The sequence below is a fragment of the Streptomyces sp. NPDC096310 genome (genome assembly GCF_044763125.1).
Taxonomy (GTDB): domain Bacteria; phylum Actinomycetota; class Actinomycetes; order Streptomycetales; family Streptomycetaceae; genus Streptomyces.
On the sequence record NZ_JBIWFO010000033.1, the window covers coordinates 1 to 14,125 of the forward strand.

13 protein-coding genes are annotated in these 14,125 nt (G+C 72.3%); 4 read left to right on the forward strand and 9 right to left on the reverse strand.

What is annotated here, in order from left to right; translation table 11 throughout:
* Positions 1–249: 249 nt before the first annotated feature.
* The 6 genes from hflX to miaA all read right to left on the reverse strand — a co-directional run bounded on the left by hflX (position 250) and on the right by miaA (position 8,309).
* On the reverse strand, positions 250–1,740 hold the full coding sequence (gene hflX / locus ACIQ7D_RS34400) for a GTPase HflX (protein ID WP_403944634.1): 1,491 nt from the start codon (positions 1,738–1,740) through the stop codon (positions 250–252).
* A gap of 36 nt (positions 1,741–1,776) precedes the next feature.
* Positions 1,777–3,327 carry a M1 family metallopeptidase gene (locus tag ACIQ7D_RS34405; protein WP_403944636.1) on the reverse strand — a complete coding sequence of 517 codons (1,551 nt, stop codon included), beginning with the start codon at positions 3,325–3,327 and terminating at the stop codon, positions 1,777–1,779.
* Positions 3,328–3,550: 223 nt separating this feature from the next.
* Entirely contained in the window at positions 3,551–5,662 is a 2,112-nt protein-coding gene (locus ACIQ7D_RS34410) for a RelA/SpoT family protein (protein WP_403944638.1), read from the reverse strand.
* 140 nt (positions 5,663–5,802) lie between these two features.
* Positions 5,803–6,726 carry a diaminopimelate epimerase gene (dapF, locus tag ACIQ7D_RS34415; RefSeq protein WP_403944640.1) on the reverse strand — a complete coding sequence of 308 codons (924 nt, stop codon included), beginning with the start codon at positions 6,724–6,726 and terminating at the stop codon, positions 5,803–5,805.
* Between the two features lie 81 nt (positions 6,727–6,807).
* A complete protein-coding gene (locus tag ACIQ7D_RS34420) occupies positions 6,808–7,245 on the reverse strand; it encodes a hypothetical protein (RefSeq protein ID WP_403944642.1) in 438 nt (145 codons plus the stop codon).
* A 125-nt stretch (positions 7,246–7,370) separates the two neighbouring features.
* Entirely contained in the window at positions 7,371–8,309 is a 939-nt protein-coding gene (miaA, locus tag ACIQ7D_RS34425) for a tRNA (adenosine(37)-N6)-dimethylallyltransferase MiaA (RefSeq protein ID WP_403944645.1), read from the reverse strand.
* A 181-nt stretch (positions 8,310–8,490) separates the two neighbouring features.
* Between miaA and ACIQ7D_RS34430 the strand changes: the two genes are divergently transcribed.
* Both ACIQ7D_RS34430 and ACIQ7D_RS34435 read left to right on the forward strand, forming a co-directional pair.
* Positions 8,491–8,670: a hypothetical protein gene (locus ACIQ7D_RS34430; RefSeq protein WP_403944647.1), complete on the forward strand. Its 180-nt coding sequence runs from the start codon at positions 8,491–8,493 to the stop codon at positions 8,668–8,670.
* A gap of 30 nt (positions 8,671–8,700) precedes the next feature.
* Positions 8,701–8,943 carry an antitoxin gene (locus tag ACIQ7D_RS34435; RefSeq protein ID WP_403944649.1) on the forward strand — a complete coding sequence of 81 codons (243 nt, stop codon included), beginning with the start codon at positions 8,701–8,703 and terminating at the stop codon, positions 8,941–8,943.
* A gap of 386 nt (positions 8,944–9,329) precedes the next feature.
* Here the strand turns inward: ACIQ7D_RS34435 and ACIQ7D_RS34440 are convergent, their stop codons facing one another.
* Positions 9,330–9,947: a TetR/AcrR family transcriptional regulator gene (locus tag ACIQ7D_RS34440; protein ID WP_403944652.1), complete on the reverse strand. Its 618-nt coding sequence runs from the start codon at positions 9,945–9,947 to the stop codon at positions 9,330–9,332.
* 83 nt (positions 9,948–10,030) lie between these two features.
* Here ACIQ7D_RS34440 and ACIQ7D_RS34445 point away from each other — a divergent pair, with 83 nt between their 5' ends.
* Positions 10,031–10,762: an SDR family oxidoreductase gene (locus ACIQ7D_RS34445; protein WP_403944653.1), complete on the forward strand. Its 732-nt coding sequence runs from the start codon at positions 10,031–10,033 to the stop codon at positions 10,760–10,762.
* Positions 10,763–11,067: 305 nt separating this feature from the next.
* Positions 11,068–11,730: a transposase gene (locus ACIQ7D_RS34450; RefSeq protein ID WP_403944656.1), complete on the forward strand. Its 663-nt coding sequence runs from the start codon at positions 11,068–11,070 to the stop codon at positions 11,728–11,730.
* Here the strand turns inward: ACIQ7D_RS34450 and ACIQ7D_RS34455 are convergent.
* Together ACIQ7D_RS34455 and miaB are read right to left on the reverse strand one after the other, a co-directional pair.
* Entirely contained in the window at positions 11,727–12,518 is a 792-nt protein-coding gene (locus ACIQ7D_RS34455; protein ID WP_403944657.1) for a hypothetical protein, read from the reverse strand. The two genes, ACIQ7D_RS34450 and ACIQ7D_RS34455, sit on opposite strands and share 4 nt — an antisense overlap.
* Positions 12,519–12,540: 22 nt before the next feature.
* Positions 12,541–14,061 (reverse strand): tRNA (N6-isopentenyl adenosine(37)-C2)-methylthiotransferase MiaB, encoded by a 1,521-nt coding sequence (gene miaB / locus ACIQ7D_RS34460; protein ID WP_403944659.1) that lies wholly within the window; start codon positions 14,059–14,061, stop codon positions 12,541–12,543.
* Positions 14,062–14,125: the final 64 nt, after the last annotated feature.

Here is a 14,125-nt window from a genome sequence, read left to right on the forward strand (position 1 = left end):
GGCGCGGGGCCCACCACGGTGTTCGCCGGCTCCCGGGCGGCGGGGGCGGGGGGGGGGGGGGGGGGGGGCGGGCGGGGGGGGCCCCCCCCGCCGCCGTATCCGGACGTCCGGGAAACCGGCGGAGGACCGCCCCCTCGCACTTTGGCGGTTTCCAGGGGGCGGGCCTCCGCCTTGAGCGGTAGGGGCCGGGAGCCGTGCCCGTACGGTCGCGTACGGGCACGGCTCCCGGCCCGCGCCATGCCGTACGCGTCAGTGAGCCACCGGCACATACGCGGCGAGCGCCGCGGCCAGTTCCTCGTGGACCCGGGCCTTGAGCAGCGTGCCCTCCGGAGTGTGCTCCTCGGACAGCACCTCGCCCTCGGCGTGCACCCGCGAGACCAGGGCGCCCTGCGTGTACGGCAGCAGCACCTCGACCTCGACCTGGGGGCGGGGCAGCTCCGCGTCGATCAGCGCGAGCAGTTCCGCGACGCCCTCGCCCGTCCGCGCGGAGACCGCGATCGCGTCGCGCTCCGTGCGCAGCAGCCGCTGGAGGACCAGCGGATCGGCAGCGTCCGCCTTGTTGATCACGACGATCTCGCGTACGTCGACCGCGCCGACCTCGCGGATCACCTCGCGTACGGCGGCGAGCTGCTCCTCCGGCACGGGGTGCGAGCCGTCCACCACGTGCAGGATCAGGTCGGAGTCCCCGACCTCCTCCATCGTGGAACGGAACGCCTCGACCAGGTGGTGCGGCAGATGGCGGACGAAGCCGACCGTGTCGGCCAGGGTGTAGAGCCGGCCGCTCGGGGTCTCGGCCCGCCGTACGGTCGGGTCGAGGGTGGCGAACAGCGCGTTCTCCACCAGGACGCCCGCGCCGGTGAGCCGGTTGAGCAGGGACGACTTGCCCGCGTTGGTGTATCCGGCGATGGCCACCGAGGGCACCTTGTTGCGGCGGCGCTCCTGGCGCTTGATCTCACGGCCGGTCTTCATCTCCGCGATCTCCCGGCGCATCTTCGCCATCTTCTCGCGGATCCGCCGCCGGTCCGTCTCGATCTTGGTCTCACCGGGGCCGCGGGTGGCCATCCCGCCACCGCCGCCGCCACCCATCTGCCGGGAGAGCGACTGGCCCCAGCCGCGCAGCCTCGGCAGCATGTACTGCATCTGGGCGAGCGCGACCTGCGCCTTGCCCTCACGGGACTTGGCGTGCTGGGCGAAGATGTCCAGAATCAGGGCCGTACGGTCGACGACCTTGACCTTGACGACGTCTTCGAGGTGGATGAGCTGGCCGGGGCTCAGCTCACCGTCACAGACGACGGTGTCGGCGCCGCTCTCCTCCACGATGTCCCGCAGCTCCTGGGCCTTGCCGGAGCCGATGTACGTCGCGGAGTCGGGCTTGTCCCGGCGCTGGAACACCCCGTCGAGCACCAGCGCGCCCGCCGTCTCGGCGAGGGCGGCCAGCTCCGCGAGGGAGTTCTCGGCGTCCTGGAGGGTCCCCGAGGTCCAGACACCGACCAGGACGACGCGCTCCAGACGCAGCTGGCGGTACTCGACCTCGGTGACGTCTTCGAGCTCCGTGGAGAGGCCCACCACACGCCGCAGCGCGGCCCGCTCCGAGCGGTCGAGCTGGTCGCCGTCCCGCTCTCCGTCGATCTCGTGGCTCCAGGCGACGTCCTCTTCCATCAGGGCATCGGCCCGAAGGCTTTCCGTGCGGGTGTCCGCGAAGTTCTGCGTGTCCTGGGAAGGGGAGGAAGAGGAGGTCATTGGATCCTTACGTCGAAAGAGAGTCCGTTACGTCAGTCACAACGCGTGACGGCCGGGATTGATTCCCGGCCGCGTCGCCGACTCGTCGATGGTGGCACGGTTCCGCCCGGCCGTCACTCCGGTTTCGCGGGTCTTCCCGGCCGTGGGCGGGTCGCTGCGCCAGTCGGCGTGGCCGGGCATCGGCGGGGTGGTCCGCCCGTACAGCCACGCCATGAAGAACGCGGACAGGTCACGCCCCGCGACCCCGGACGCCAACTCGGTGAAGTCCGCCGTGGTCGCCGTGGCGTCCCGGTGGAGACGTACCCAGTCGCGCTCCAGCCGCCCGAAGGCGTCCTCCCCGATCTCCTGGCGCAGCGCGTACAGGACGAGGGCGCTGCCGTCGTAGACGACCGGCCGGAAGAGGCTGATCTGATCCCCCGGCGTCGGCGGCTTCGGGGCCGCGGGCGGGCCACCGGCCGCACGCCAGCCGTCGGAGCGCCGGTAGGCGTCCCGCATCCGGGTCTCCAGCGCCTTGCCGCCGTGCTCCTGCGCGTAGCGGGCCTCGTACCAGGTGGCGTGTCCCTCGTTGAGCCAGAGATCCGACCAGGTATGCGGGCTGACGCTGTCCCCGAACCACTGGTGGGCCAGTTCGTGGACCATGACCGAGTCGACGTACCACTCGGAGAAGGCGGAGCCGGTGAACAGGGAGCGTTCGAAGAGCGAGAGAGTCTGCGTCTCCAGTTCGAAGCCGGTGTCGGCGCCGGCGATCAGCAGACCGTACGTCTCGAAGGGGTACGCCCCGACCTGCTGCTCCATCCACCGGATCTGGTCGGGAGTCTTCCTGAGCCAGGGCTCCAGCACGTCGCGGTCGGCGGCGGGCACCACGTCGCGTACGGGGAGGCCGCCGGGGCCCTCACGGCGCAGCACGGCCGAGTCCCCGATGGAGACCTGCGCCAGCTCCGTCGCCATGGGGTGCTGGGTGCGGTAGACGAAGGTGGTGTGGGCGCCCTGGCGCGTCTTCCCCACGGGGAGGCCGTTGGCGACCGCCGTCAGCCGCTCGGGGACGGTGATCCGGAAGGTGAAGTACGCCTTGTCGGCGGGATGGTCGTTGCCGGGGAAGACACGGTGCCCGGCGTCGGCCTGGTTGGCCATCGCCAGCCCGTCGGTGGTCCGTACCCAGCCGCCGCCCTCGCCGGCCGGGTCACTGGTGTGGTGGACGGTGATCCTCATCCGCTCGCCCTCGTCGACCTCCTCGGCCGGCGTGATCACCAGGTCCTCCCCGGCCGTCGCGAACTCCGCCGCCGCCCCGTCGACCTCGACGGAGCGGACCTCGCCGTGGGTGAAGTCGAGGTTGACGCGGTCCAGGCGCTGGGTCGCCCTCGCGTCGATCCTGGTGATCGCGTCCAGGGGCTTGTCGTGGTCGCCGCCGTAGGTGAGGGCGAGATCGTACGCGAGGACGTCGTACCCGGGGTTGCCCAGATACGGGAAGAGCGGATCGCCGATGCCGAGCGGCTCGGGCGGGGGCAGCGTCGCTGCGACGAGGGTGGCCGAGGCCGCGGCCAGCAGAGCGGCGCGCAGGCGGCGGGAGAGGGACAGCGTTGACAGCATGGACCACGGCTATCAGCGGCCGCCCGGCGCGCGGTGACGGCGCGCACCGCTCCCACCCGAAAGGGGCAGCTCGCGGGCGGGTACCGCCGCCGGATGCCCCGTCACACGAAGTTGACGGCGGGTGAGTTCCTGGAGACGTCCGGAGCGCCGGCGGCGCCCGCCGTGGACGTACGTCGCGGGGACGTACGGTCACGGCGGGCGCTTTCGTCCGGCCTCGCGCGGCTCAGGCGGTCGCCGGGTGCTGGGCGCGGCTGACGTCGTACACGCCCGGTACGTCGCGCATGGCGCGCATCAGGCCGGGCAGGCCCGCCGCGTCCGGCAGCTCCAGCGTGTACGTGTGCCGTACGCGCTGCTCGCTGGGCGGCTCCACCGTGGCCGACACGATCGCCGCGCCCGCCGTGGCGATGGCCTCCGTGAGGTCCGCGAGCAGCCGGGGCCGCCCGAACGATTCGGCGTACAGCGTCACTCGGCACTCCGGCGCGTCGCCCCAGGTCACCGGGATCGGTCGCCGGTCCAGCGCGCGCATACGCTCCACGGCGCGGCACTCCTTGCGGTGGACGGTGACCACGCCGCCGCGCACGGAGAAGGCGGTCACCGCGTCGGGCGGTACGGGCGTACAGCAGCCGGCCAGCCGTACGGTGGCGCCCGGCAGGTCCACCACGGCGTTGGTCCCGCCCCGCCGGTCGGCGGTGACGGCGAGTGCCGCGCGGGGCGCTGCGTCGGGCGTCCCGACCGCCTCGGGGTGGGCCGCCAGCCAGCCGGTGATCGCGATCCGGGCTGCGGGCGTACGGGCGTGGTCGAGCCACTGCGGTGAGGGCCCCGAGGCGGCGTCCTGGGCCAGCAGCAACTGGACCGTGTCGCCGTCCCGCAGGACCGTGGAGAGCGGCGCCAGACGGCCGTTGACGCGCGCTCCGAGACAGCCGTGCGCGGCCTCGCCGTGCTGCGCGTACGCGGCGTCCACGCAGCTCGCCCCGGCGGGCAGACCGAGCATGCCGCCCTCGGCGCGGAAGACGGTGATCTCCGCGTCCTGGGCGAGGTCCGCGCGGAGCGTCGTCCAGAAGGCGTCCGAGTCGGTGGTCGCCTCCTGCCACTCCAGGAGGCGGGAGAGCCAGCCGGGCCTGGTCGGGTCGGCGCGCTCGCCGTCCTGCGGGTCCGTGGCCGGGGCGCGTTCGGCGGTGTCGTGGGACCCGGTGGCGTCGGTGGACGCGTACGGGTTGCCGAGGGCGACCACCCCGGCCTCGGCGACCTTGTGCATCCGGTGTGTACGGATGAGGACTTCGGCGACGGCGCCGTCCGGGCCGGCGACCGCCGTGTGCAGCGACTGGTACAGGTTGAACTTGGGCGCCGCGATGAAGTCCTTGAACTCGGAGATCACCGGGGTGAAGCAGGTGTGCAGTTCGCCGAGGACCGCGTAGCAGTCGGCGTCCTCGGTGACCAGCACCAGCAGCCTGCCGAAGTCCGTGCCGCGCAGCTCGCCGCGTTTCAGCCCGGACCGGTGCACGGAGACGAAGTGCCGGGGCCGGACCAGGACTTCCGCGGTGATGCCCGCCTCGCGCAGCACGCGCCTGACGTCCTCGGAGATGGCCGCGAGCGCGTCCCCCGCGGTGGCGTTGTCCGCGATCAGGGCGCGGGTGTGCGCGTACTCCTCGGGATGGAGGATGGCGAAGACCAGGTCCTCCAGTTCGGTCTTGAGCGCCTGGACGCCGAGGCGTTCCGCGAGGGGGATGAGCACGTCGCGGGTGACCTTGGCGATCCGGGCCTGTTTCTCGGGGCGCATCACCCCGAGGGTGCGCATGTTGTGCAGCCGGTCCGCCAGCTTGATCGACATCACCCGGACATCGTTGCCGGTGGCGACGAGCATCTTGCGGAAGGTCTCGGGCTCGGCCGCCGCCCCGTAGTCGACCTTCTCCAGCTTGGTCACGCCGTCGACCAGGTAGCAGACCTCGTCGCCGAACTCCGCGCGGACCTGATCGAGGGTCACGTCGGTGTCCTCCACGGTGTCGTGGAGGAGGGAGGCGGTCAAGGTCGTGGTCTCGGCGCCCAGTTCGGCCAGGATCAGGGTCACGGCGAGCGGATGCGTGATGTACGGCTCGCCGCTCTTGCGGTACTGCCCGCGGTGCGAGGCCTCGGCCAGGACGTACGCCTTGTGCAGCACGGCGAGATCGGCGTCCGGGTGGTGCGCGCGGTGCGCCTCAGCGACATGGCCGATGGCGGCCGGCAGCCGGTCCCTGGTGGCGGGTCCGAGTAAGGCGGCCCTGCCGAGCCTGCGGAGGTCGATCCGGGGAAGGCCGCGTCTGCGGCTGTGGGCACCAGGGCTGGTTGCCTCTGCGCTCATGGGGCACCTCCGGGCAGCTTCGACCGGCGGGGAGAGGGCGGGAACGCCCTCCGGGCCGGTGCTTGATGCTATCGACCCCGGCACGTCGGGCAGTCCCGGTCCCGCCCGACGTGAAACGGATCACTCATCCGAGCGACGATTTAACCGAAGGCGGATTCGAGCCAGACCGGATCGATGTGACCCTCCGCGACGATGACGGCGGGCCCTGTCATCTCGACGGCGCCGTCCGGACGCTCCGTGATGAGGAGCCGTCCGCCGGGCAGGTCCACGGTGTACGTGACGGACTCGCCGGTCACCGCCGGGTCCACGCCATCTCTGCGGGCCGCGGCGACCGCCACGGCGCAGGCGCCCGTACCGCAGGAGCGGGTCTCGCCGGAGCCGCGCTCGTGGACACGGAACGCGACATGGCGGGGGCCGCGGTCGACGACGAATTCGACGTTCACCCCGTCCGGGTAGACGGACGCGGGGCTGACGGGCGGTGCGGTGCGCAGCTCCCCCGCGTCCGCCAGGTCTTCGACGAACGCGACAGCGTGGGGGTTGCCCATGTTGACGTTGCGGGCGGGCCATTCCCGGCCGCCGACCGTGACCGCCGCCTGCTCGTCGGGGAGTACGGCGCGCCCCATGTGGACCGTGATGTCCCCGGCCCCGCCGTCCGCGCCGTCCTTGGCGAGGTGCACCTTCTTGACGCCGCCGCGGGTGGCGACGGCCAGGTCGCCGGCCTCGGCGTGTCCGGCGCGCTGGAGGTAGCGGGCGAAGACCCGCACGCCGTTGCCGCACATCTCGGCGACCGACCCGTCGGCGTTGCGGTAGTCCATGAACCATTCGGCCTCGCCGGCCATGGCGCGCGCCTCGGGGTGCGCGGCGGACCGTACGACGTGGAGCAGCCCGTCGCCGCCGATGCCGGCCCGGCGGTCGCAGAGGGCGGCGACGGCGCGCGGCGGCAGCTCCAGGGCGTTCTCCGGGTCGGGAACGATCACGAAATCGTTCTCCGTCCCGTGGCCCTTGAGGAAGGCGAGGGGCGCGGCGGGCGAGGCGGCGGTCTGCGAAGTGCTCACGGGAACCATCGTACGAGCCGGGTCGGACATCGCCGTCCGGGACGGCCGGCGGGAAGCCCCGGGCGGGTTCCGCGGCGCGTCATGGCCCGGTCAGCGCAGCCGGGCCACCCGCCAGACGGCGAGGGCGACCAGGACGGCGCCCACGGCCACGTACAGGCCGAGGACGCGCCAGTCGGGGCGCTCGCCCGAGGACCGGCTCGGCAGCCCCGGCCAGGTGTGGCCGACCCGGCGCGCGGTCATCATGCCCGCGCCCGCGGCGCAGCAACTGATCAGCAGTCCGAGCATGGCGACGACCGCCCCGCCGTCCCCGGTGCCGAAGGCGAGAGGGAAGGCGAACATGAGCGATCCGACGGCGGCGAGGGTCACGATGGGGGCGAGCTGCCAGATCCGCAGCCTGCGCTGGGGCCGGAGTTCGACCTGGACCTCGTCGGTGACGGTCTCGTCCTCCGGACCGTCAGGACTCAGCCTCGGCCCGTCCTCCGGTGTCTCCGAGGGCGTGGGTTCTCTGTCGCGAGGGCCGGCCTCCATCGCCACGCGCCCTCCCAAGTCGGACTCCACTGGTCGATCGATGCCCGATGGTCGACCGTTGCTCGATGATGGCACGCCCGGGAGGACCGCACGGACGCGCGGAGCGTCCCGATGCCATCACGTGATCAGGCTGTGACCGCCCGTTCGACCAACGCGAGCGCCCGGTGGGGGAGTTCTTCCCGGTCCTCCGTTCCGCCGGCCAGCCAGTGGACGCGGGAGTCGCGGCGGAACCACGAGTCCTGGCGGCGCGCGAAGCGTTTGGTGGCGCGTACGGTTTCCGCGCGCGCCTCCTCCTCGGTGCACTCACCGGCGAGCGCGGCGAGCACCTGCTGGTAGCCGAGGGCGCGGGAGGCCGTACGCCCCTCGCGCAGTCCCCGCGCCTCCAGGGCGCGCACCTCGTCCACCAGTCCCTCGTCCCACATCCGGTCGACCCGGCGGGTGATCCGCGCGTCCAGCTCCGGGCGGGCGACGTCGACGCCGATCTGGAGGGTGTCGTACACGGATTCGTGGCCCGGCAGATTGGCGGTGAAGGGCTTGCCGGTGATCTCGATCACTTCCAGCGCGCGGACGATGCGGCGGCCGTTGCTGGGCAGGATCGCGCGGCCCGCCTGGGGGTCGGCGGCGGACAGCCTGGCGTGCAGCGCGCCGGAGCCGCGGAGGGTGAGCTCGGCCTCCAGCCGGGCGCGGACCTCGGGGTCGGTGCCGGGGAAGTCGAGGGCGTCGATGGCCCCGCGCACGTACAGCCCGGAGCCGCCCACCAGGACGGGCGTACGGCCCTGGGCGAGCAGCCGGTCGATCGCCGCCCTGGCCGACCGCTGGTACTCGGCGACGCTCGCCGCCTGGGTGACCTCCCAGATGTCCAGGAGGTGGTGCGGTACTCCGGCACGCTCCTCGGTCGTCAGCTTGGCGGTGCCGATGTCCATCCCCCGGTAGAGCTGCATGGAGTCGGCGTTGACGACCTCACCGCCGAGTTGCCGGGCGAGGTGGACGCCCAGATCGGACTTGCCGGCCGCGGTGGGACCGACGACGGCGATGACCCGCGGTGCGGTAGGTGCGCTTCTCACTGCCCCAGTCTCGCAAACAAGGGGCCCCTGCCCGAACGAGTTACGTGACGGGGCACCGCCGGGGTCGTTGCCTGTTGCGGGGTCCCGGCCGTGGGTTTCCGGGACCGGAACCCCGAGCCGTGCGACGGGCGGCTCAGGACGGCGCGGATCTTCGCCCCCGCGCGTAGGATATGGAGGAGATATGGGTGTTTTTTCCTGGTTCAGCAGGAGATCCGGGGTGAAGGAGACCGGCACGGCGGAGGCCGGGCCGGCCGAGAGCGACCGGGCGCGGACCGTCGCCGCCGAGGGGGTGGAGATCCCGAAGCAGCAGTCGGCGGAGGCGGCGGCGGACAACGAGGCCGGAAAGAGCACCCGCCAGTAGGCTGTTGTCTCCTCCGAGGGAAGGTGGCCCATGGGCTTCCTGGATTCATTGAAGGCCAAGATCGGTCCGGCCAAGGAAAAGGTCGCCGACCTCGCGCAGCAGCACGGGGACAAGATCGAACAGGGGCTGGACAAGGCCGCCCGCACGGTCGACGAGAAGACCAAGGGCAAGTACAGCGACAAGATCGACACGGGTACGGGCAAGGCCAAGGACGCCCTCGGCAAGCTCTCCCACAAGGACGACGGCACTCCCCCGCCGCCGCCCGCTTCCTGATTCTCCGGACTCTCCGGACGCACGCGTCACGGGGCGGTACGGGGCGCCGCGAGGGCCTCGTACCGCCCCGTGACGCGCCCTTCCACCGCCCCGCACCGCATCTCCCCACCGCCCCGTAGCGAGTCTCCCCGGGGCACTGGACGCGTGCTGCCAGGACCCGCTCCTAGTGCAGCGCGTCGCAGGCACAGCGGGATGCGCACGCCCTCGCCCTCTTTCTCGACGATCGCCGTGAGGTAGCCCAACGAACCGCGCCACCGGGTGTCAACCTCGGCCAAGGCGGGCCGGCTTTGCAGCTGGAAGGCGTGGTGGTCGACGGTGTCGTCGACCTCTTCCTTGAGGCGTTTGGGGGGACCGGCAGGGTGATCACCCAAGCTCCCGGCTAGTGCTCACGTCACGTTGCCGCGCAGCAGCGCCCTCGCCGCGCGCGTGGCGCGGGTGGCGACGTCCTCAGGGGAGAGCCGGGAGCGCGTCAGGAAGTCCTCCGTGTCCAGGGTGACGTAGCCGTGGGCTAGGGCGAAAAGCTGTTCGAGTAGGAGCAGTGCTCGGGAAGGGTCGGCGTGGCCCGCCTGCCGGGCGAGGTCGAGCAGCAGCGTCATCAGGTCCCGGCCGGCCCGGGCCACGTCGGCGTCGCGCAGCGGCCTCAGCTCCCGGGCGAAGATCACGTCGAAGCCGGCACCGCGGTCGGACACGTGGCGCACGTATGCCCCCGCGGTGGCCGCGAGCCGGTCGATCGGGTCGGGACCGGCCGCCTGCGCGGCGGCCTCGATGGACCGGGCGAGCTCGTCGGCGGCCTGTGCCGCGACGACGGCGAGCAGCGCGTCACGGTGGGGAAAGTGACGGTACGGGGCGGCCGTGCTCACTCCGAGCCTGCGGGCGAGTTCGGCGACGGAGAAGCCGGCCATCCCCGCCTCCGAGAGCAGCGCGAAGCTCTCAGCGATCAGCGCCGAGCGGAGCTGCCCCCGGGCAGGGCGCTCACCCCCCGCCCCACTTGCTGCGTCAGTCACTCGGTCCACCTCCTTGACCATAAGTAAGGGACCACTTACTTTATAAGTGATAGCCCTCTTACTTCTAGCATTGGAGGCCGAGCATGACAGGGATCGACGGCAAGGTGGTGGCCATCACGGGCGCGGGCAGCGGGATCGGCGAGGCGAGCGCACTGCTCCTCGCGTCGCGCGGCGCGAAGCTCGTCCTCGGAGCGCGTCGGAGCGACCGGCTGGAAGCGCTCGGCGCCCGTATCGAGGCCAATGGCGGCACGGCCGTCTGGAAGGCGACGGACGTGCGTCGCCGAGGAGACCTCGCGGACCTGGTGGCGTACGCCTGCGGGCGCTATGGCGCGCTCGACGTCCTCGTCAGCAACGCCGGGATCGGCCCTATCTCGCCGTTCGACGAGCTGCGCGTCGAGGACTGGGACCAGATGATCGACGTCAACTTCCGCGGCGTGCTGCACGGGATCGCGGCGGCGCTCCCCGTGTTCCGCAAGCAGGGCACGGGGCAGTTCGTCAACGTCGTCTCGACCGCTGGGCTGCGCATCGTGCCGAACCAGGCCGTCTACGCGGCGACGAAGAACGCAGTCCGCACCGTATCCGAGGGACTGCGCCAGGAGGCCGGGCCCGGCCTGCGGGTCACCATGATCTCGCCCGGCTACGTCGCGACGGAGTTCGCCGACTCGGTCACCAGCCCCACCGTCAAGTCGCAGGCCCCGGCGGTCGACTTCTCCCTCTCCCCCGACGACATCGCCCGCGCTGTCGCCTTCGCGATCGAGCAGCCGTCGAACGTCGACGTCGGCGACATCGTCGTCCGCCCCACGGCACAGAGCTGACGCCTCACGGGTCTCCCTGGGCGGACCCGTCGACGCCCACGTGCGTTTCCTTGGAGGGATGGGCCTGACCGGGGATGTCCCCGCTTCGCCCACCCGTCCGGCATGGAGCGAAGCGTCAGAAGGCTGTCAGCGGTTGACGATCACAACAGCTTCCGGCTGGTGCTCACTCCAAAGGAAACGCACCCCTTCGTGGCCCATCCACCCGCACCGCCGTTGCGGCTTTCACGCAAGCAGGAACGCAAGGTGCGCCCGCACAGGGGCCGCGGCCGGCCGACGATGACGCGTTCTGGGCCCAGGCCGACGCGGTGTGCCGTCTCTACCTGGACATCCCACCCGGCACGCTCCTGGTCAGCGTGGATGCGAAGACCGGCATCCAGGCCAAGTCCCGCCGCTACCCCACCCGGCGCACCCACCCCGGACAGGCCGAGCGGCGCGAGTACGAGTACCGCCGGCACGGCACCGTCTCCATCGTCGCCGCCATGGACGTGGCCACCGGCCAGGTACTGGCCGAGCGCATGGAGCGCAACGGCTCGTCCCCCTTCATCGCCTTCCTACGGCGATCGCACCGGCTGACCGACCCGGTCCTGCGCCTCCACCTGATCATGGACAACGGCTCCTCACACACCTCCCGGGCCACCCGCGCCCCACCCGCGAATCACCGTCACCCACACGCCCAAGCATGTCAGTTGGCTGAACATGGTCGAGCAGTGGTTCGGCGTCCTGACCCGCCGCCTGATCCGCCGCGGCGACTTCACCTCCCGCAAGGCCTCGAAGCCCAGATCACCGCCTCCACGATCCGACACAACCGCACCGCCCGCCCCTACCAGTGGCGCTACGACGCCGACGCCGACCACGCCCGCCACCCCCAGACCGCCCCAGCGGAGTACACCAAGGCCGCGTTATCCTCACCCACCGTCACCAAGGCGACCACCAGCAACCGGCAAAGGACCTGGGACGCGCTGCACTAGGACCAGGCGGCCACGAGGTACCCGACGCCGTACGGCGCGTCCTCGTACAGCAGCGCGCCCGCCAGGCCCGCGCCCCCGGCCGCGCCCGCGAGCACCTGCCAGGGCGCCCGCCCGGCCGCCTTCAGCCCGGCCGCGGGCTCCACGCCGAGCGCCGTCAGCGCCGCGACATCCGCCGCCGCCAGCGCGGCGGCGACCGACGCGTCGAAATGGGCCGCGCGCTCGTCCAGATAGCCGGGCGCCTTGAGCGTGCGGCAGGCGCTGGCGTCGCCCATCACCATGAGCGCCACCCGATCGGCCCGGGCCGCGATCTCCTGTCCGGCCAGGACGCACCGGTCGGTGGCGAGCGCGGGGTCCACGGCCAGCGCCGACACGGGCGCGGCGGACCAGCGCACCTGCTCCAGCAGCCACGCCGCGACGGCGAGGGAGGCGGGCAGCACGGGCCGGTGGCGCCGCACGGCGCTCCCTGTCCCCGGGTCGTCCGTCCTCCCGTCCTCCGTCCCCGCGCAGTCCGTTTCCGGGCCGCCCGGTCCGGCCGCGCCCAGCACGACGTCCACCGCCACGCCGAAACCGCGGAACGACCCCACGGCGCCCCGCGCATGGGCTTCCGTTCCCCCGGTTCCGCGCTCCGCCGGCCCGACGACGACCAGCCGGTCGGGCCGGGCGGCGGCGAGCACGCCCAGAGCGTCGGCGCACGCGGCGCGCGCGGCGTCCAGCTCGGGCGCGGCGCCGGCCGCCACGGCGGGCACCAGAAGCGGCGGACTGGGACATACGGCAGCGGAAACGAGCATGATCAGAAGCCTAGTGCTGCGCTCAGAGGGCGGCGCAGCCGCCGGTGACGGCGGGGAACGGGGCCGGGACGCCGACGGTGGGCAGGCCCAGCAGGACCCCGGCGGGCTCCGCCGCCCCGGCGGTGTTCCGCTTCTCCCACGCGTCGCCCGCACGGGTGCGCCGTACCCGCGTCGTCGGCCCTTCGGCCAGCAGATGGTGCGGGGCTGCGTAGGTGATCCCGACGGTCACCACGTCGCCCGGACGCACCTCTTGGTCCGGCTTGGTGAAGTGGACGAGCCGGTTGTCGGGCGCGCGCCCCGAGAGCCGGTGCGTGGCGCCGTCCTTGCGCCCCTCGCCCTCCGCGACCATGATCTCCAGCGTCCGGCCGACCTGCTTCTTGTTCTCCTCCCAGGAGATCTCCTCCTGGAGGGCGGACAGCCGCATGTAGCGCTCCTGGACGACCTCCTTGGGGATCTGGCCGTCCATCTCGGCGGCCGGGGTCCCGGGGCGCTTGGAGTACTGGAAGGTGAACGCCTGCGCGAAGCGCGCCTCGCGCACCACGCGCATGGTCTGCTCGAAGTCCTCCTCGGTCTCGCCGGGGAAGCCCACGATGATGTCGGTGGAGATGGCGGCGTGCGGGATGGCGGCACGCACCTTGTCGATGATGCCGAGGTAGCGGTCCTGGCGGTACGAGCGGCGCATCGCCTTCAGGATCGTGTCCGAGCCGGACTGGAGCGGCATGTGGAGCTGCGGCATCACGTTCGGCGTCTCGGCCATCGCAGCGATCACGTCGTCCGTGAAGTCGCGCGGATGGGGCGAGGTGAAGCGGACGCGCTCCAGGCCCTCGATCGCCCCGCAGGCGCGCAGCAGCTTGGAGAACGCCTCTCGGTCACCGATGTCGGAGCCGTACGCGTTGACGTTCTGGCCCAGCAGTGTGATCTCGCAGACGCCCTCGGCGACCAGGGCCTCGATCTCGGCCAGGATGTCGCCGGGGCGGCGGTCCTTCTCCTTGCCCCGCAGCGCGGGGACGATGCAGAAGGTGCAGGTGTTGTTGCAGCCCACCGAGATGGAGACCCACGCGGCGTACGCGGACTCGCGCCGCGTCGGCAGCGTGGAGGGGAACGCCTCCAGGGACTCGGCGATCTCGACCTGGGCCTCCTCCTGGACGCGGGCGCGCTCCAGGAGGACCGGCAGCTTGCCGATGTTGTGCGTGCCGAAGACCACGTCGACCCAGGGGGCGCGCCGCACGATGGTGTCGCGGTCCTTCTGCGCCAGACAGCCGCCGACGGCGATCTGCATGCCCGGGCGCCTGGTCTTCATCGGCGCGAGCCGGCCGAGGTTGCCGTACAGCTTGTTGTCGGCGTTCTCGCGCACGGCGCAGGTGTTGAAGACGACGACATCGGCGTCGCCGTCGGAGCCCTCGGGCGCCCGGACGTACCCCGCGCCCTCCAGGAGGCCGGACAGCCGTTCGGAGTCGTGGACATTCATCTGGCACCCGTAGGTGCGCACCTCGTAACTTCTCGTACCGCCCACTGTCTGACTCCGGTCGCCGCTGCTGGTCATCCCTCAAGGGTAGGTGCTCCCGTGCGGCCCTCCGCCGCCGTGGACCGGGCACCCGGCCGGGCCC

Coding starts and splice junctions, on each gene's coding strand:
- hflX (WP_403944634.1), bottom strand. CDS start 1,740: ATGACCTCCTCTTCCTCCCCTTCCCAGGACACGCAGAACTTCGCGGAC.
- ACIQ7D_RS34405 (WP_403944636.1), bottom strand. CDS start 3,327: ATGCTGTCAACGCTGTCCCTCTCCCGCCGCCTGCGCGCCGCTCTGCTG.
- ACIQ7D_RS34410 (WP_403944638.1), bottom strand. CDS start 5,662: ATGAGCGCAGAGGCAACCAGCCCTGGTGCCCACAGCCGCAGACGCGGC.
- dapF (WP_403944640.1), bottom strand. CDS start 6,726: ATGGTTCCCGTGAGCACTTCGCAGACCGCCGCCTCGCCCGCCGCGCCC.
- ACIQ7D_RS34420 (WP_403944642.1), bottom strand. CDS start 7,245: ATGGAGGCCGGCCCTCGCGACAGAGAACCCACGCCCTCGGAGACACCG.
- ACIQ7D_RS34430 (WP_403944647.1), top strand. CDS start 8,491: ATGGGTGTTTTTTCCTGGTTCAGCAGGAGATCCGGGGTGAAGGAGACC.
- ACIQ7D_RS34435 (WP_403944649.1), top strand. CDS start 8,701: ATGGGCTTCCTGGATTCATTGAAGGCCAAGATCGGTCCGGCCAAGGAA.
- ACIQ7D_RS34445 (WP_403944653.1), top strand. CDS start 10,031: ATGACAGGGATCGACGGCAAGGTGGTGGCCATCACGGGCGCGGGCAGC.
- ACIQ7D_RS34455 (WP_403944657.1), bottom strand. CDS start 12,518: ATGCTCGTTTCCGCTGCCGTATGTCCCAGTCCGCCGCTTCTGGTGCCC.
- miaB (WP_403944659.1), bottom strand. CDS start 14,061: ATGACCAGCAGCGGCGACCGGAGTCAGACAGTGGGCGGTACGAGAAGT.